This window comes from Aeromonas sp. SE22 (assembly GCF_038739755.1).
Taxonomy (GTDB): Bacteria; Pseudomonadota; Gammaproteobacteria; order Enterobacterales; family Aeromonadaceae; genus Aeromonas; species Aeromonas jandaei.
Genome location: NZ_JBCGFD010000002.1, coordinates 450,461 through 468,252, shown reverse-complemented (window position 1 = coordinate 468,252; position 17,792 = coordinate 450,461). Strand labels below are relative to the sequence as shown.

At 58.1% G+C, this 17,792-nt stretch carries 15 protein-coding genes; 11 read left to right on the top strand and 4 right to left on the bottom strand.

Annotated features, from left to right (window positions below; genetic code table 11):
- The first annotated feature begins 154 nt into the window (after positions 1 to 154).
- Complete coding sequence (gene ptsG / locus AAHA39_RS05970) at positions 155 to 1,585, top strand: PTS glucose transporter subunit IIBC (RefSeq protein WP_041208073.1); 1,431 nt, start codon at positions 155 to 157, stop codon at positions 1,583 to 1,585.
- Positions 1,586 to 1,757: 172 nt separating this feature from the next.
- Here ptsG and AAHA39_RS05965 read toward each other — a convergent pair whose 3' ends face one another.
- The 4 genes from AAHA39_RS05965 to map all read right to left on the bottom strand — a co-directional run bounded on the left by AAHA39_RS05965 (position 1,758) and on the right by map (position 6,781).
- Positions 1,758 to 2,141: a DUF3461 family protein gene (locus tag AAHA39_RS05965; RefSeq protein ID WP_033116100.1), complete on the bottom strand. Its 384-nt coding sequence runs from the start codon at positions 2,139 to 2,141 to the stop codon at positions 1,758 to 1,760.
- Positions 2,142 to 2,268: 127 nt separating this feature from the next.
- Positions 2,269 to 3,096: a 2,3,4,5-tetrahydropyridine-2,6-dicarboxylate N-succinyltransferase gene (gene dapD / locus AAHA39_RS05960; RefSeq protein WP_033116099.1), complete on the bottom strand. Its 828-nt coding sequence runs from the start codon at positions 3,094 to 3,096 to the stop codon at positions 2,269 to 2,271.
- Between the two features lie 173 nt (positions 3,097 to 3,269).
- Positions 3,270 to 5,906, bottom strand: a complete 2,637-nt coding sequence (glnD, locus tag AAHA39_RS05955) for a bifunctional uridylyltransferase/uridylyl-removing protein GlnD (protein ID WP_320656708.1) — start codon at positions 5,904 to 5,906, stop codon at positions 3,270 to 3,272.
- A gap of 86 nt (positions 5,907 to 5,992) precedes the next feature.
- Positions 5,993 to 6,781 (bottom strand): type I methionyl aminopeptidase, encoded by a 789-nt coding sequence (map, locus tag AAHA39_RS05950; protein ID WP_320656709.1) that lies wholly within the window; start codon positions 6,779 to 6,781, stop codon positions 5,993 to 5,995.
- 371 nt (positions 6,782 to 7,152) lie between these two features.
- Here map and rpsB point away from each other — a divergent pair, with 371 nt between their 5' ends.
- The 10 genes from rpsB (at position 7,153) to AAHA39_RS05900 (ending at position 17,789) form a co-directional block, all read left to right on the top strand.
- The gene (gene rpsB, locus AAHA39_RS05945) at positions 7,153 to 7,881 is read left to right on the top strand and encodes a 30S ribosomal protein S2 (RefSeq protein ID WP_005303470.1); all 729 of its coding nucleotides are present in this window, start codon (positions 7,153 to 7,155) and stop codon (positions 7,879 to 7,881) included.
- A gap of 104 nt (positions 7,882 to 7,985) precedes the next feature.
- Complete coding sequence (gene tsf, locus AAHA39_RS05940) at positions 7,986 to 8,867, top strand: translation elongation factor Ts (RefSeq protein WP_041208076.1); 882 nt, start codon at positions 7,986 to 7,988, stop codon at positions 8,865 to 8,867.
- A 71-nt stretch (positions 8,868 to 8,938) separates the two neighbouring features.
- The gene (gene pyrH, locus AAHA39_RS05935) at positions 8,939 to 9,673 is read left to right on the top strand and encodes a UMP kinase (RefSeq protein ID WP_041208077.1); all 735 of its coding nucleotides are present in this window, start codon (positions 8,939 to 8,941) and stop codon (positions 9,671 to 9,673) included.
- A 48-nt stretch (positions 9,674 to 9,721) separates the two neighbouring features.
- The gene (frr, locus tag AAHA39_RS05930) at positions 9,722 to 10,279 is read left to right on the top strand and encodes a ribosome recycling factor (protein WP_033116094.1); all 558 of its coding nucleotides are present in this window, start codon (positions 9,722 to 9,724) and stop codon (positions 10,277 to 10,279) included.
- A gap of 72 nt (positions 10,280 to 10,351) precedes the next feature.
- Positions 10,352 to 11,128: a polyprenyl diphosphate synthase gene (uppS, locus tag AAHA39_RS05925; protein ID WP_320656710.1), complete on the top strand. Its 777-nt coding sequence runs from the start codon at positions 10,352 to 10,354 to the stop codon at positions 11,126 to 11,128.
- Positions 11,129 to 11,155: 27 nt separating this feature from the next.
- Positions 11,156 to 12,013 (top strand): phosphatidate cytidylyltransferase, encoded by an 858-nt coding sequence (locus AAHA39_RS05920; protein ID WP_320656711.1) that lies wholly within the window; start codon positions 11,156 to 11,158, stop codon positions 12,011 to 12,013.
- Positions 12,013 to 13,209 (top strand): 1-deoxy-D-xylulose-5-phosphate reductoisomerase, encoded by a 1,197-nt coding sequence (gene ispC / locus AAHA39_RS05915; RefSeq protein WP_320656712.1) that lies wholly within the window; start codon positions 12,013 to 12,015, stop codon positions 13,207 to 13,209. Before AAHA39_RS05920 ends, ispC begins: the two co-directional genes overlap by 1 nt.
- Entirely contained in the window at positions 13,209 to 14,561 is a 1,353-nt protein-coding gene (gene rseP / locus AAHA39_RS05910; RefSeq protein ID WP_320656713.1) for a sigma E protease regulator RseP, read from the top strand. Before ispC ends, rseP begins: the two co-directional genes overlap by 1 nt.
- A gap of 34 nt (positions 14,562 to 14,595) precedes the next feature.
- Positions 14,596 to 17,127, top strand: coding sequence for an outer membrane protein assembly factor BamA (gene bamA / locus AAHA39_RS05905; RefSeq protein WP_320656714.1), 2,532 nt, complete (start codon positions 14,596 to 14,598; stop codon positions 17,125 to 17,127).
- 149 nt (positions 17,128 to 17,276) lie between these two features.
- The gene (locus AAHA39_RS05900; protein WP_033116088.1) at positions 17,277 to 17,789 is read left to right on the top strand and encodes an OmpH family outer membrane protein; all 513 of its coding nucleotides are present in this window, start codon (positions 17,277 to 17,279) and stop codon (positions 17,787 to 17,789) included.
- The last annotated feature ends 3 nt before the right edge of the window (positions 17,790 to 17,792 follow it).

Here is a 17,792-nt window from a genome sequence, read left to right as displayed (position 1 = left end):
TTCCACACCCATCGAAAGCAGAAATTTACGACCTGCTGGGTTATATTCTGATGGTCAAAATAAGCAAACCCCATTCGATAATATTTCGATGAAGAGTCGTTAGTTCATCCTAATAAATCGTTCAGGGACGACAATCCATTCAGGAGCGCACACAATGTTGAAAAATGCTTTCGCTAATCTGCAAAAGGTTGGTAAGGCGCTGATGCTGCCAGTATCAGTCCTGCCAGTCGCAGGTATTCTGTTGGGGGTGGGTGCTGCCCACTTCAGCTGGCTGCCGGAAATTGTTTCTCAGTTGATGGAACAGGCCGGTGGTTCCGTATTTGGCCAGATGGCCCTGCTGTTCGCAGTGGGTGTCGCTCTTGGCTTTACCAATAACGACGGTGTATCCGGTCTGTCTGCCATCGTTGGCTACGGCATCATGGTCGCCACTCTGAAGGTCATGGCACCTGTGATGGGTGTTGAAAGCATCGAGACCGGTGTGCTGGGTGGTATCCTGGCCGGTGGTATCGCTGCCTGGGCCTTCAACCGCTTCTACAAAATCCAGCTGCCCGAGTATCTGGGTTTCTTCGCCGGCAAACGTGCCGTACCCATCATCACCGGTTTCCTCTCCATCGGTCTGGGTGTCATCCTCTCCGTCATTTGGCCGCCAGTTGGTGGCGCTATCGGTGCCTTCTCTGACTGGGCTGCCAACCAGAACCCGGTACTGGCCTTCGGTATCTACGGTGTGGTTGAGCGTTCTCTGATCCCGTTCGGTCTGCACCACATCTGGAACGTACCGTTCTTCTATCAGGCTGGTACCTGCGTCAACGGTGCCGGTGAAACTGTTCACGGCATCATGACCTGCTTCCTGACCGCTGATGACGCGTCCCGCGCTGCCGGTAACGGCTTCGGTCAGCTGGCTGGTGGCTACCTGTTCAAAATGTTCGGTCTGCCTGCTGCTGCGTTTGCCATCGCTCACGCCGCCAAGCCGGAAAACCGTGCCAAGGTAGTAGGTATCATGGCCTCTGCAGCCCTGACCTCTTTCCTGACCGGTATTACCGAGCCGATCGAGTTCTCCTTCCTGTTCGTTGCTCCGGTACTGTACGCCATCCACGCTGTACTGGCTGGTCTGGCTTACGTACTGACCAACACCCTGGGTATCGTACACGGTCACACCTTCTCCAACGGTTTCATCGACTTCGTTGTTCAGTCCCCGCGTGCCAGCCACATGATGCTGCTGGTTGGTCTGGGTCTGGTATACGCTGCCATCTACTACGTGGTATTCAGCTTCGTTATCCGTGCCATGAACCTGAAAACTCCGGGTCGTGAAGACGAGAGCACCGAGTCCACTGTTGGCCAAGGTAAAGACGAAATGTCCGCCGCTCTGGTTGCTGCCTTCGGTGGTAAAGAGAACATCGCTTCTCTGGATGCCTGCATCACCCGTCTGCGTGTTGGCGTGAAAGATGTAGCCAAGGTTGACCAGGCTGGTCTGAAGAAACTGGGGGCTGCCGGTGTGGTAGTGGCTGGTTCCGGCGTACAAGCCATCTTCGGTACCAAGTCCGACAACCTGAAAACCGACATGGATATTTGGATGAAGAGCAACTAATTCAGTTGCCTGACATCAGGTTCCGGAAGAGGGAGGCGCAAGCCTCCCTCTTCTTTTTGTGCCGTTTGGTGACTGGGAACGGAGTCTGCCATGAAGCGCTTGACCGGTATTGCTGGTACGCGGCAATAAAAAGAGCGCCACAGCGGGCGCTCTTTAAGCAAGAGGGGGAGGGTTAGAGTTTCTCCAGATCCCGCTCAATCTCGCTGATCTTGTTCTGCACCACCTTCTCCAGATGACGCAGGTCGCGCAGGATCTTCTGCTTGATATCGGGGTCGGCATGAACATGCACACCCTGGGTCAGGCTGTCGAGCTCGTCCACCACGTATTTGAGGTTGGCGTTGATCTCGGTGACATCCTTGTACTCATGGGTGCCCGAGTCGACCAGCATGGTCTTGCGCTGGCGCGGGTATTTGAATTTGACACTCTTGGCGAAGAACTCGCCCTTTTGCTTCTTGAAGTAGATCTTGAGGATGTCGTGGTTGGCCTCCTGGCGCAGGGTGTAGCTGTCGACGGAGGCGGGATCCTGGATCCCCAGGCTCTTGAGATTCTCGTACATCAGGCTTCCTCGGTTTGAAACGATCCTGTCCCATCTATCTTAACCGAGCTTGTGCTGCTTGCCTGTGACAGCGGCGCCAAAATCAAAAGGGCGCCATCAGGCGCCCTTTAAATCACGGTAAAACGGCTTACTCGTCGATGGAGCGCAGCAGGGCGTTGATGCCGACCTTGGCACGGGTCTTGGCATCCACCTTCTTGACGATCACGGCAGCGTAGAGGCTGTACTTGCCGCACTTGGAGGGCAGGGAGCCGGAGACGACTACGGAGCCAGCCGGTACGCGGCCGTAGTGGATTTCGCCGGTTTCGCGGTCATAGATGCGGGTGGATTGGCCGATGAAGACGCCCATGGAGATAACGGAACCTTCCTCGACGATCACCCCTTCAACCACTTCGGAGCGGGCACCGATAAAGCAGTTGTCTTCGATGATGGTCGGGTTGGCCTGCAGCGGCTCCAGTACGCCACCGATGCCGACACCGCCGGAGAGGTGCACGTTTTTGCCGATCTGGGCGCAGGAACCTACGGTGGCCCAGGTGTCGACCATGGTGCCTTCGTCAACGTAGGCACCGATGTTGACATAGGAGGGCATCAGTACTGTGTTTGGTGCGATAAAGGAGCCTTTGCGGGCGGTTGCCGGCGGCACCACACGTACACCGGCAGCCTTGAACTGCTCTTCGGTGTAGTTGGAGAACTTGAGGGGAACCTTGTCGTAGTACTGGGCGTCGTCGCCCTTGATGATGCCGTTGTCGTTGATACGGAACGAGAGCAGTACCGCCTTCTTCAGCCACTGATGAACAACCCACTCACCGGCGATCTTCTCGGCAACCCGGGCCTTGCCGGAGTCCAGCAGCTCGATGACTTGCAGGATGGCGGATTTGGTAGCGCTGTCCACAGTGCTCGGGGTAATGGTGTCGCGGCGCTCGAAGGCCGCTTCAATGATCTGTTGCAACTCGGTCATGACAGGTTTCCTTTAAAAAATTCTGTTTGTTGTATCACACTTTTCCGACTGTTTTTAAGTGGCTGACCGGAATTCTTCCGGCCAGCGACCATTTCTTTCATATTTCCCAGCCAACCATTTGTTTGGTATAGGAAAATGGAGGTGAAAACAGCCTCTTTCGAATCAGATCGCACTCACTCCATAGCAAATTGCTGCGGATTGAGCTGATGCACCAGCCGCTCTTCCAGCTGCAGTTGTTGCTCCGGTGTCAATGGCTCGCCATCAAGGCTGGTCAGACTGAAAAAGTCCTCGACCCGTTCGCCAAAGGTGGCGATCTTGGCGGCGTGCAGCGACAGGCCGCACTGCTGGAATACCGCACCGATCCGCGCCAGCAGGCCGGGAGTATCGAGGGCGGTCAGCTCCATCAGGGTGTGGCGGCTCTCCCCCTTGTGCGGCAGAAAAACGACCCGGGTCGGTACGCTGAACTGGCGGTGGCGCCGTGACAGTGGCTTGTTGCGCAGCACCAGCTTGCCCGGCTCCTGCAGCGCCTTCTCCAGCGCCTTCTTGATGGTGGCGGTGCGGTTGGGACTGATGGGTTCGCCATTGGGCTCCAGCACCACAAAGGTATCGAGCACGAAGTTGCTGCGCGAGTTCATGATCTGGGCGTCGTGAATGTTGAGGTTCTTCTGATCCAGCGCCGAGGCGACGGTGGCAAACAGGTTCGGCGTGTCGCGGCAGTAGATGAACACCTCGCTGCCACCGCGGGTCGGGTGTTTGCCGATCAGCACCAGCGGTGCCGGGTTGTCGCCATGCTCGATGATGTGGCGGCAGTGCCAGGCGATCTGTTCCGGGCTGTGACGCAGGAAGTAATCGGCCTTGAAGTCGCTCCAGAGCTGGTTGATCGCCTCTTCCTGCACGTCACGCTGTGCCAGCAGCTGCTTGGCTTGGCGCTGGTTCTCGCGAATGCGCAGCCGCATGTCGGGCGGATTCTCCAGCCCCTGGCGCAGCGCCTTCTGGGTAGCGAAGTAGAGCTCGCGCAGCAGGGTGCCCTTCCAGTCGTTCCACAGGGTGTCGTTGGTGGCGCAGATATCGGCCACGGTGAGGCAGTAGAGCAGGTCGAGATGCTGCTCGTCGCGCACCTTCTGGGCAAAGTCGGTGACCACGTCGGGGTCATAGATATCGCGGCGCTGGGCGGTAACCGACATCAGCAGATGATGGCGCACCAGCCAGGCGACCAGCCGGCTCTCGTAGCGATCGAGGCCGTGCAGCTGGCAGAACTCCAGTGCATCGACGGCGCCAAGTTCCGAGTGATCGCCGCGCCGCCCCTTGGCGATATCGTGGAACAGGGCGGCGATGCTGAGCAGCTCCGGTTTGCGCAATCGGGTGAACACCTCGTGGCAGAGCGGGTGACTCTGGCGGTTGGCCGGATTGGGAAAGCCGTGAATGTTCTTGAGCAGCCGATGGGTATGCTCATCTACCGTGTAGGCGTGGAACATGTCGAACTGCATCTGGCCGACGATGAGGTTCCACTGCGGCAGGTAGGCCGCCAGAATGCCGTACTTGTGCATCAGGCTCATCGGCAGGCCGATACCGTTGGGGTGGCGCAGCAGCGCCATGAACAGGCGGCGGCATTCCGGCAGATCCTGCAGCCAGCAGTTGAGCTTGCGCCGCGCTTCGCGCAGCTGACGCAGGGTGGCGGAGTGGATACCGGCAATCTCGGGATGCTGGGCCATCTGGTAGAAGAGGCGCAGGATGGCGGCGGGCTCGCGGGCGAACAGCTCGGCATCTACTGCATCGATGAGGCGGCCACGGAGCTGGAACTCGTCGGAGAGGCGGCGTACATCCATGGCGCTGTTGCCAAGGATTGCCTCGTCAAATAGCTGCAGCAGCATCTCGTTGAGCTCGGCGACCCGCCGCACCGTCTGGTAGAAGCGCTTCATCATCTGCTCGATCGGCGCGTTGCCTTCCCCCTCGAAGCCCAGCATCTGGGCCACGGTGCGTTGGCGGTCGAACAGCAGGCGGTTGTCGCCTTTGTTGATGGCCATGTGCAAGGCAAAGCGTACCTTCCAGAGGAAATTCTGGCAGTCGAGCAGCTCGCGGTACTCGGCCCGGTTGAGGAAGCCATGGCTGGTCATCTCGAACAGGGTAGTGGCGCCGAAGTGACGACGGGCGACCCAGGCGAGGGTCTGGATGTCGCGCAGGCCGCCCGGATTGCACTTGAGATCCGGTTCCAGCTTGTAGGCGGTACCGAGAAACTGCTGGTGCCGCTCCGCCTGCTCCTGGCGCTTGGCGCGAAAGAAGGCTTCGCTCGGCCAGAAGTGCTGGGGGCCGGTCGCCTCCTTGAGTTGCCGGAAACCCTCCTTGCGACCGGTTATGTAGCGCGCCTCGATGAGGTTGGTGGCGACCGTGATGTCGGCCTTGCCCTGCTCGATGCACTCCGCCACGTTGCGTACCGCCTGACCCACCTCCAGCTTGAGATCCCACAACAGGGTGATGAACTCGCCGATGCGCAGCCCCAGCACTTCGTCCAGCTCGTCGCCGTCATAGAGGATCAGCAGGTCGATGTCGGAGTGGGGGTGCAGCTCGCCTCGGCCATAACCCCCCACCGCGATGAGGGTGAGGTCGCTCTTGTCGAAGCCAAACTTCTGCCAGAGGCGGCAGAGCAGTTGATCCATATATTCGGAGCGGGTGGCAACCAGCTCGATGATGTTGTCACCGGCATCGAAGCGGGCGTGCAGCCAGCCGAGAAAGCGGCTCAGGTACTCTTTGCAGTTGTCGCGGGTGAGCTGGTCGTCGGGTAACAGGTGGGGGGAAAGCAGGCTGGCGTCCATGGCATCTCACACACAAGTGGCAGGCATATGGCTGAAACGGGCAGTAAAAACCCCGGCGCTTTTCGCTAAAGGGCCGGGGTTCGATGTTAGCTGTGTTTGATGAAGCGGTCGATAGTGTCGTCGGGGCGCAGGGTCAGCACTTCGCAGCCATCCTCGGTCACCAGCAGGGTGTGTTCCCACTGGGCGGAGTCGCCGCCATCCTTGGTGGTGACGGTCCAGCCATCCTTCGGATTGACCTTGCTGTGGTACTTCTTGCTGTTGACCATCGGCTCGATGGTGAAGCACATGCCCGCCTTCAGCTCCAGCTTGCCGCCGTTGCGGTAGTGGAGGATCTGCGGCTCTTCATGGAACTCGGCACCGATGCCGTGGCCACAGTAGTCACGCACCACGGAGAACCCTGCCTTCTCGACGATGGGCTGGATCACGGCGCCGATCTCGGTGATGCAGGCGCCCGGGCGCACCTTCTTGATGGCGGCGTAGAGGCTCTCTTGCGCAACCTTGCAGAGCTGACGACGCAGCGGAGTGGTCTCGCCCACGATGAACATGGCGGAGGTGTCGCCGTGGTAGCCATCCTTGATGACGGTGATGTCGAGGTTGATGATGTCGCCATCACGCAACTTCTTGTGGTTCGGGATGCCGTGGCAGATCACATCGTTCACCGAGGTGCAGATGGATTTGGGGAAGCCGTGGTAGTTGAGCGGAGCCGGGATAGCCTGCTGCACGTCAACGATGTAGTTGTGGCAAAGGGTGTTCAGTTCGTCAGTGGTGACGCCTGCTTTGACATGGGGCGCAATCATGACCAGCACATCGGCGGCCAATTGGCCGGCAACGCGCATCTTTTCAATCTCTTCCGGTGTCTTGATTTTAATGGACATGGGATCTCTCTTGCGGCCTGCCACCGGGCCTGCGAGGGCAGGCTGGACAGGTAATGAAAAATAGATGCGTTTGCAATCAGGCCAAAATTTTATCCGCAACCCCCGCGTACTTCCAGTGTGATTGTCATCACAACGTCAAATGGCAGTCGCAACCTCCGTTGACGGGATCCATATTTAGCAGTCGTTTAGCCTCGCTCCGGTGGTGTCGTGGCCAAAGTTATGATATAAAGCGCGCCGGAATGGGGAACTTGCGTCCCGATTTCATCACCCTTACTTAAACAACACACACACATCGACACATATGCCGGGGTGCCTTAACGGGTCGGTTATATGGGATGTGTGGAGGCCTAACCCCAATACAGAGGTATAAAATGGCTAAAGTTTCTATGCGCGACATGCTGCAAGCCGGCGTTCACTTCGGTCACCAGACTCGTTACTGGAACCCGAAAATGAAATCCTACATCTTCGGTGCTCGCAGCAAAGTTCACATCATCAACCTGGAAAAAACCGTTCCGATGTTTGACGATGCCATGAACTTCATCAGCTCCGTAGCTGCCAAGAAAGGCAAGGTACTGTTCGTAGGTACCAAGCGTGCCGCGTCTGAAGCCGTAAAAGAAGCCGCTGAGCGTTGCGACCAGTTCTATGTTAACCACCGCTGGCTGGGCGGCATGCTGACCAACTGGAAAACCGTTCGTCAGTCCATCAAGCGCCTGAAAGATCTGGAAACCCAGAGCCAGGACGGTACCTTCGACAAGCTGACCAAGAAAGAGGCGCTGATGCGTACTCGCGAAATGGAAAAGCTGGAGAAGAGCCTGGGTGGTATCAAGAACATGGGCGGCCTGCCTGACGTTCTGTTCGTTGTCGATGCCGACCACGAGCACATCGCTATCAAAGAAGCCAACAACCTGGGTATCCCGGTAGTTTCCATCGTTGATACCAACTCCAACCCGGACGGCGTTGATTACGTTATCCCGGGTAACGACGACGCTATCCGTGCTGTTCAGCTGTACCTGAATGCTGCTGCTGACACCGTACTGGAAGCTCGCGCTCAGGACATCGTTGTTCAAGCTGAACAAGATGGCTTCGTTGAAGCTGAGTAATTGATAAGGACTGCAAAGCCCTTATTAACCAAGCTGATGTAATTGGTTAGCAGGGGCCCTTGTGGCCCCTGTTTCTTGTCAATTCAAGACCGAGGATACTGGACATGGCAAACATTTCTGCCGCCCTGGTAAAAGAACTGCGCGAGCGCACCGCCGCTGGCATGATGGATTGCAAAAAAGCACTGGAAGAAGCTGCTGGTGATATCGAGCTGGCAATTGAGAACATGCGCAAATCCGGTCAGGCCAAAGCCGCCAAGAAAGCTGGCCGTATCGCCGCTGAAGGTGTGATCTTCGCCCGTACCGAAGGCAACGTTGCCGTCATGATCGAGCTGAACTGCGAGACTGACTTCGTTTCCAAGGATGCCGGCTTCCTGGCCATGGGTCAGAAGATCGTCGAGATCGCTGCTACCCAGAAGATTGCTGATGTTGACGCGCTGAAAGCCGCTGACTTCGGCAACGGTGAGTCCGTAGAGCTGACCATCACCAACCTGATCGCCAAGATCGGTGAGAACATGAACCTGCGTCGCGTGATGCTGGTTGAAGGTGACAACCTGGGTACCTACGTTCACGGTTCCCGCATCGGTGTTATCACCAAGCTGACTGGCGGTACCGACGAGCTGGCCAAAGATCTGGCCATGCACGTAGCTGCCAACAGCCCGCAGTTCGTCAAGCCGGAAGATGTTTCCGCTGACGTCGTTGCCAAAGAGCGCGAAATCCAGATCGACATCGCCATCAACTCCGGCAAGCCGAAAGAGATCGCCGAGAAGATGGTTGAAGGCCGCATGAAGAAGTTCACCGGTGAGGTTTCCCTGACTGGTCAGCCGTTCGTGAAAGATCCTTCCATGACCGTTGCCGAGCTGCTGAAGAAAGAAGGCGCTGACGTTGTCTCCTTCACCCGTTTCGAAGTGGGCGAAGGCATCGAGAAGCAAGAGACCGATTTCGCTGCTGAAGTTGCAGCTCAAATCGCGGCCGCTCAGAAGGCTTAATCGAACCGGTTTTTCCGTTTCCCCAGACCGCGACTTATGTCGCGGTCTTTATATGACCAGGAATCAGTGACATGAGTACCAATCCCAAACCTGCATACAGACGTGTTCTTCTGAAGTTGAGTGGTGAAGCCCTGCAAGGCGCCGAGGGTTTCGGCATTGATCCGGCGGTGCTGGATCGGATGGCCCAAGAGATCAAGGAGCTGGTTGAGTTGGGTGTTCAGGTCGGTCTGGTCATCGGTGGCGGCAACCTGTTCCGTGGTGCCGGTCTTGCCAAAGCGGGCATGAACCGCGTGGTGGGCGACCACATGGGTATGCTGGCAACCGTGATGAACGGTCTGGCCATGCGTGATGCCCTGCATCGTGCTTATGTGAATGCCCGTCTGATGTCTGCCATCTCCCTGCAGGGGATCTGTGACTCCTACGTCTGGGCCGAAGCCATCAGCCAGCTGCGTGCAGGCAAAGTGGTGATCTTCTCTGCCGGTACTGGCAACCCCTTCTTTACTACCGATTCTGCGGCCTGTCTGCGCGGGATCGAAATCGAAGCCGACGTGGTGCTGAAAGCCACCAAGGTTGATGGTGTATACAACGAAGATCCGGTCAAGAATCCGGATGCCGTGCTGTACCATGAATTGAGTTATGATGAAGTTCTTGAAAAAGAGCTCAAGGTGATGGATCTTGCTGCCTTTACTCTGGCACGTGACCATGATCTGCCGATCCGCGTGTTCAACATGAACAAACCGGGTGCCCTGCGCCGGGTTATCATGGGTGAGCCGGAAGGTACCCTGATCCATCACGTCAGCAAATAAGATAGATGCGAGCCGCGTGGCGGCTCGTTCGCCAAAAGGAAAACCGCTGTGATCAACGAGATTAAAAACGACGCCAAGGAGCGCATGGGCAAGAGTGTCGAGTCACTCAAGACCCAGATGTCCAAGATCCGTACCGGCCGTGCTCACCCGAGCCTGCTCGACGGTATCCAGGTTGAGTACTACGGTGCGGCCACTCCGCTGAAGCAGCTGGCCAACGTGGTAGCCGAAGACTCTCGCACCCTCTCCATCTCCGTATTTGACCGCTCCATGATCCAGGCGGTAGAGAAAGCGATCCTGACTTCCGATCTGGGCCTGAACCCCTCCAGCAACGGTCAGAGCCTGCGTGTGCCGCTGCCGCCGCTGACCGAAGAGCGTCGCCGTGACCTGACCAAGGTTGTTCGTGGTGAAGCGGAGAACGCCCGTGTTGCCGTGCGCAACATCCGTCGCGATGCCAACGCCGATCTGAAAGCTCTGCTGAAGGACAAAGAGATCTCCGAAGACGACGACCGTCGCGCCCAGGAAGAGATCCAGAAACTGACCGACTCCTTCATCAAGCTGGTCGATGAGGCCCTTGCTGCAAAGGAGAAGGAGCTAATGGAAATCTAAGCGCCTGAAAGGTATATTACGAGCGCCGTGTAGTGCCCCTGCACGGCGCTTTTGTCTTTGTGGGAGAAAACCATGTCGCTTTTGGCTGCGTTGGGTGATTGTGCCAACACCTCTTTGCCCCGTCACGTCGCCATCATCATGGATGGCAATGGCCGCTGGGCCCAGAACCGTGGCAAGATGCGGGTCTATGGGCACAAAGCTGGCGTCAAGTCGGTGCGTGAGGCGGTGGCCTTTGCCGCCCGGGCCAGGATAGAAGCATTAACCCTGTTCGCCTTCTCCAGCGAGAACTGGCGTCGCCCGGAAGGGGAGGTCAGTGCCTTGATGGAGCTCTTCATTACCGTGCTGGGCCGTGAGGTGAGCAAGCTTCACAGCAACGGCATCCGGCTCAAGGTGATCGGCGATACCGCCCGCTTCAGCGAGCGGCTGCAGGCCAAGATCGCCAAGGCGGAAGCGCTGACCGCCAACAACAAGGGTTTGACCCTGAACATTGCGGCCAACTATGGCGGCCAGTGGGATATAGCCCAGGCGGCCCGCAAGCTGGCCACTGCCGTGGCGACCGGTGAATTGTCAGCCGACCAGATTGATGAGTCCATGCTTGGCCGCGAGGTATGCATGGCCGATCTGCCCCCGGTGGATCTTCTGATCCGTACCGGTGGTGACCATCGCATCAGTAATTTTGTTTTATGGCAGCTCGCCTATGCCGAGCTCTACTTTACCCCGGTGTTGTGGCCCGATTTCAACGAGGCCGAGTTCAGTGAGGCCGTTGCCTCCTTTGTTGCCCGCGAACGCCGCTTCGGTTGTACGGGTGAACAGATCCGGGAATTGATCGCCGAGCAGCAGATCGGCTAAACCCCGCTCCCAAGAGAGAGGTTTCTTTTGCTAAAACAACGAATTATTACTGCTTTGATGTTGATCCCCCTGGTATTGGGGGCACTTTTCTTTCTGCCATTGAAGTTTTTTGCCCTGTTGGCTGCACTGGTCTTTTTGCTGGCCAGCCGTGAATGGAGCGGCTTTGTCTCTGCCGCCCCGCAACAATGGTTACCCATCCTATTCTGCCTGCTGCTCGGGGCTAGCCTGTTCTGGCTGCCGGTGGAGCAGCTCTGGACTCCCCATCTGCACCCGCTGGTGATGGGCGTACTCTGGACCGCTGTCAGCTGGTGGCTGCTCGGCTTGCTGCTGGTGCTGCGCTATCCGCAAAGCGCCAAGCTGTGGAAAGAGTCGGTCTGGCTCAAGTCCCTGTTTGGTTTGGTGACTCTGGTTCCCTTCTTCTGGTCACTGGTGGCCATCCGTGGTTACAACTTCTATCACGACCCCATGATGGGGGCCTGGATCCTGCTGTTCGTCATGGGACTGGTCTGGGCGGCAGATTCTGGCGCGTATTTTTTCGGCAAGGCGTTCGGCAAACACAAGCTGGCACCGGCTGTGAGCCCGGGTAAAACCATCGAAGGGATGTGTGGCGGCCTCTTTACTGCCAGCCTGCTGGCGGTAGGGGTGACCTGGTTCATGGGCTTTGTGCCAGCCAAGATGGGGATCGTGCTGTTCTGCTCGCTGCTGGCGGTGCTCGCCTCTGTACTCGGCGATCTGACCGAGAGCATGTTCAAGCGTGAAGCGGGCATCAAGGATTCCGGCTCTCTGCTGCCTGGCCATGGCGGCATCCTCGACCGGATCGACAGCCTGACGGCCGCTCTGCCGGTGTTCCTGCTCAGCTATCTGCTACTCAGCCAGGAGTTCTGATGCACAAGTCTCTGGTTATTCTGGGAGCGTCCGGCTCCATTGGTCAGAGTACCCTGAAGGTGCTGCGCCACAACCCGGGCAGTTGGCAAGTATTGGCGTTGACCGCCGCCCGCAATGTGGATGCCATGTTGCGGGATTGTCTCGAATTCTCCCCCCGTTTTGCCGTGATGGTCGATGAGGAGGCCGCCCGTGAGCTGGCTGCTCGTCTGCAAGCGCACGGCAGTGCGACTAGGGTCATGTCTGGTGCCGCCGCCCTGTGCGACGTAGCCGCTCACCCCGATGCTCACAGCGTGATGGCGGCCATTGTCGGTGCGGCCGGACTCGCCCCCACCATGGCTGCGGTACGTGCCGGCAAGCGCATTCTGCTGGCCAACAAGGAGGCGCTGGTGATGTCCGGTGCCTTCTTCATGGAAGCCGTGCGTGAGCATGGTGCCGAGCTGCTGCCCATCGACAGCGAACATAACGCCATCTTCCAGTGCCTGCCGACCGAGGTGCAGCGCCAACCCGGTTTCTGCGATCTGGCGGCGGCGGGGATCAGCAAAATCCTGCTGACCGGTTCCGGTGGCCCGTTCCGTTATACCGAGGTTGGCGAGCTGGCCCATGTCACGCCGGCACAAGCCATCGCTCACCCCAACTGGTCGATGGGGGCCAAGATTTCGGTCGACTCCGCCACCATGATGAACAAGGGGCTGGAGTATATCGAGGCGCACTGGCTGTTTAATGCGGCGCCCGAGCAGATCCAGGTGGTGATCCACCCGCAGTCGGTGATCCACTCCATGGTGCAGTACAAGGATGGCTCCGTGCTGGCCCAGCTCGGCAACCCCGATATGTGCACTCCTATCGCCCACGCGCTGGCCTATCCCAATCGCATCCCTTCCGGCGTGGAACCTTTGGATTTCTTCAGTGTCGGAGAGTTCAGCTTTATCCGGCCTGATTACGATCGCTATCCCTGCCTGGCGCTGGCCATCAATGCCTGCCACAAGGGGCAGGCTGCAACCACTGCGCTCAATGCGGCCAATGAAGAGGCGGTTGCCGCCTTCCTGGCCGAGCGGATTGGCTTTATGGATATTGCCCGGATCAACGAGGCGGTGATGCTGGCGCTGGAGAGCAGTGCCGTGAGCTCCCTCGACGATCTGTTTGCCCTGGATGGCGTCGCGCGTGCCCGTGCCCGCCACCTGATTGAGGAGCTTGGCTGATGGGCGGTGTGTTGTGGAATATCGGGGCCTTTGTCGTTGCCCTTGGCCTGCTGGTCGCAGTGCACGAGTTTGGCCACTTCTGGGTTGCCCGCCGTTGCGGGGTAAAGGTTGAGCGTTTCTCCATCGGTTTTGGCAAGGCGATCTGGCGTCGTCTTGGCAAGGACGGCACCGAATACGTGCTGGCCCTGATCCCGCTGGGTGGTTACGTCAAGATGCTCGATGGCCGGGTGGATGAGCTCAAACCCGGTGACGAGCAGCATGCCTTCAATCACAAATCGGTATGGGCCCGGATGGCCATCGTTGCGGCTGGCCCCATGGCCAACTTCGTCTTTGCCCTGTTTGCCCTCTGGCTGATGTTCATGATCGGCGTACCGGCGGTAAAACCGGTGATTGGCGAGGTGCGCCCTGCTTCCATCGTGGCCGAGGCGGGCATCCTGCCAGGCATGGAGATTGTCGGTGTGGGTGATGAGCAGACCGGCGACTGGGAGAGCGTCACTTATGCCCTGCTGAGCCATCTGGGCGATCAGTCGGTCACCCTCAAGGTCAAAGCCCCCCAGACCAGCTATGCCACCGACAAGAATCTGTCGCTGGAGAGCTGGAAGTTTGATCCGGACCGGGAATCCCCGATCGGCAGCTTGGGGATCGTGCCCCTTGGTGGCAAGGTATTGCCTGTGGTGTCGGCCGTGGTGGCCAAGAGTGCAAGTGAAAAGGCGGGTTTGCAGGTTGGCGATCGCATCAAGCGGGTCGGCGAGCAGGAGATCACCGAGTGGGCCCAGTTCGTCGAGCTGGTGCAGCACGCACCGGGCGCACCGTTGCAGGTGGTGGTCGAGCGCAACAACCGCGACCTTGATGTGACCCTGACCCCGGATATCAGAAAGGTGCAGGGCAAACTGGTTGGTTTTGTCGGTCTCTCGCCGCAACTGGTTCCATTACCGGATGAATACCGAATTCTGTTACAGTATGGCCCTTTGCAGGCCCTGTGGCAGGGAGCCCAGAAGACCTGGAGCCTGATCACGCTCACCTTTGACATGATCGGCAAGCTGGTTGCTGGCATAGTGTCGCTGGATAACCTGAGCGGCCCCATCTCCATTGCCAAGGGGGCGGGCAGCAGTGCCGACTATGGTCTGGTCTATTTCTTGAGTTTTCTGGCGCTGATCAGCGTCAACCTGGGGATCATCAACCTGTTCCCCCTGCCGGTGCTCGATGGTGGCCATCTGGTCTATTTCCTTATCGAAGCGGTCACTGGCAAACCAGTGTCGGAGAGAATTCAGGAAGTGGGTTTCAGGATCGGTGCCGCCATTCTGATGTTATTGATGGGCATTGCGCTGTTTAACGATTTCGCTCGCCTCTGAGGCCAGAGCATCAACAAGGACACATAAGAACAAAATGGCTGTTAAAAAAGCATTGGTGTTGAGTTGCCTGCTGGGCGCCAGTTTCCTGGCCCAGGCGGCCCCTGCCTCTTTTGTGGTGCAAGACATCCAGGTCGAAGGTTTGCAACGGGTGACCCTGGGTGCGGCACTGTTGAACCTGCCGATCCGGGTTGGCGACTCTGTCGACTCCGTTGCATTGGCGAATGCCATCAAGAAGCTCTACTCCTCGGGCAATTTCGAGGATGTGAAGGTCTACCGTGATGGTCAGGTGCTGCAGGTGATGGTCAAGGAGCGTCCGACCATCTCCAGCATCGAGTTCTCCGGTAACAAGGATATCAAAGAGGAGCAGCTGACCCAGAGTCTGGAGTCCTCCGGCATCCGTGTCGGCGACCCGCTGGATCGCACCGTGCTTACCTCCCTCGAGAAAGGGCTGGAAGATTTCTACTATGGCGTGGGCAAGTACTCCGCCAAGGTCAAGGCCATCGTCACCCCGCTGCCGCGCAACCGGGTTGACCTGAAGTTCACCTTCGTCGAAGGTCAGGCTGCCAAGATCCAGCAGATCAACATCGTCGGCAACAGCGTCTTCCCGGAAGAGAAGCTGATTGCCCAGCTCTCCCTGCGTGACGAGGTGCCCTGGTGGAACTTCACTGCGGATCAGCGCTATCAGAAGCAGAAGCTGGCCGGTGATATCGAAACCCTGCGCTCCTACTACATGGACCGCGGTTATATCCGCTTCCAGCAGGAGTCCACCCAGGTCTCCATGACCCCGGACAAGAAGGGCGTTTACGTCACCCTCAACATCAAGGAAGGGGATCAGTACAAGGTCTCCGGCGTCCAACTCAAGGGGGAGCTGATCGATCGCGGCGGCGAGATGAAGGGGCTGATCCCCATCGAAGCGGGCAGCACCTACTCCGCGAGCCAGGTCACCCACACCGAAGAGGTGCTCTCCAAGTTCCTCGGTCGTTATGGTTATGCCTATCCGAAAGTGGTCACTTTCCCGCAGATCAATGACAAGACCAAGGAAGTCGAGCTCATCGTCAACGTCGAGCCGGGTCCGCGCGTCTATGTGCGCAACATCAACTTCACCGGCAACGCCACCACCGAAGATCAGGTGCTGCGCCGCGAGATGCGTCAGATGGAGGGCACCTGGCTCTCTTCCGACAACATCGAGCAATCCAAGAGCCGCCTCAACCGCCTTGGCTACTTCGAGAGTGTGGAAGTGGATACCAAGCGGGTGCCGGGCAACGAGGATCTGGTCGATCTCGACTTCAAGGTCAAGGAGCAGCCAGCCGGCTCCATCAACGCCGGTATTGGTTACGGTACCGAGTCTGGTCTGAGCCTGCAGGCGGGGATCTCCCAGGACAACTTCATGGGAACCGGCAAGAAAGTTGCCATCAATGCCAGCACCAACGACTACTCCAAGAACGTTGACCTGAGCTACAACGACCCCTATTTCACCGTCGATGGCGTCAGCCTGGGTGGCCGGGTCTACTATAACCAGTTCCGTGCCGATGATGCGGATATCGTTGATTACGAAAACGAAACCATCGGTTTCCGTCTCTCCAGCGGCTTCCCGGTCAACGAGTTCAACCGTCTCGACTTCAGTACCGGTGTCGAGAGCACCAAGCTGAGCCGTCCGTCATTCAATGCCCAGAACTATCAGGAGTGTCTGAAAGACAACCCCGATACCGATGGCAACACCTACTGCTGGGATCAGTGGAACGACAACCGCCAGTCGGTGCAGATGGATCAGTTCTGGAACCTCTACTCGCAGGATGGTTCCAACCTCGACTTCGTGACCGTCGATGTGACCGCTGGCTGGACCCGCTCCACCCTGAACAAGGGGATGTTCCCGACCGCCGGTGATCGCCAGCGTTTAAACGCCAAGGTGACCGTGCCGGGCATGGAGCTGCAGTACTACAAGCTCTCTGCCGAAGATGCCCACTACTTCCCGCTCGATGCGGATCACAGCTGGGTAGTGATCGGCAAGGGGCGCGTCTCCTACGGCAATGGCTATGGCAATGACTCCATGCTCCCCTTCTTCGAAAACTACTACGCCGGTGGTTTCGATACGGTGCGTGGCTTCAAGAGCAATACCATCGGTCCCAAGGCGATCTACAAGACCTATAACAAGCCGGGTACCGGAACCTGTACCGGCAATCAGCCGTGTGAGACCGGGTATTACGAAGGTTCCGACACCTCGGTCGGTGGCAATGCACTGGCGGTGGCCTCGTTCGAACTGGTCTTCCCGACTCCGTTCGTCTCCGAGACCTATCGTCCGCAGATCCGCTCTACCGCCTTTATTGATGCCGGTACTGTCTGGAGCACCGATTTTGCCAATGGTGCCTACCCCTGTGCTTCCGGGGCGGATTGCAACTACTTGAGCCAGGACTACTCCAGCCCGGGTAACATCCGGGTCTCTGCCGGTGTCTCCCTGCAGTGGCTCTCACCGATGGGGCCGCTGGTATTCGCACTGGCCAAGCCGATCAAGAAATATGAGGGTGACCGTACCGAGTTCTTCTCGTTCAACATCGGCCGTACCTTCTGATGAGTGTTTCACCCCCACCCATGCTGTGGGGGTATTCAATGATGGGACGCGCAGCTTGCGTGCCTCACCAGGTAACAAGACGGTGTCAATGCCGCTTGCATAATCGGGTAAATCAGGTAGCCCTCGCCATGAGGGAACAAGGAGTAAGTGTGAATAAAGCGTTGAAAGTAGCTGGTTTGAGCTTTGCACTGATGGCTGCCGGCATGGGTTCTGCCTTCGCTGAGACCAAGATCGCCGTGGTCGACATGGGCGAAGTTTTCCAAAAGCTGCCCCAGCGTGAAGCCGTTGCCGCCAAGCTGAAAGGCGAATTCGAGCCGCGCATGCGCGAGCTGCAGAAGCTGGAACAGGAAGGCCAGAAGCTGGTCGAGAAGTTCCGCAAGGATGAAGCCTTCATGAGCGCCGAGCAGAAGAAGCAGAGCCAGGAGAAGCTGGCCAAGCTGCAGATGGAGTTCAACCAGAAGCGCCAGGCATTCGAGCAGGACAACGGCCGTCGTCAGTCTGAAGAGCGCAACAAGATCCTGACCAAGGTGCAAGCTGCCATCGACTCCATCGCCAAGAGCAATGGTTACGATCTGGTGCTGGAGCGTAACGCTGCCCCGTATGCCGCCAGCAAGCTGGACATCTCCGGCCAGGTTATTTCTCAGGTAAGCAAGAGCAACTAATTG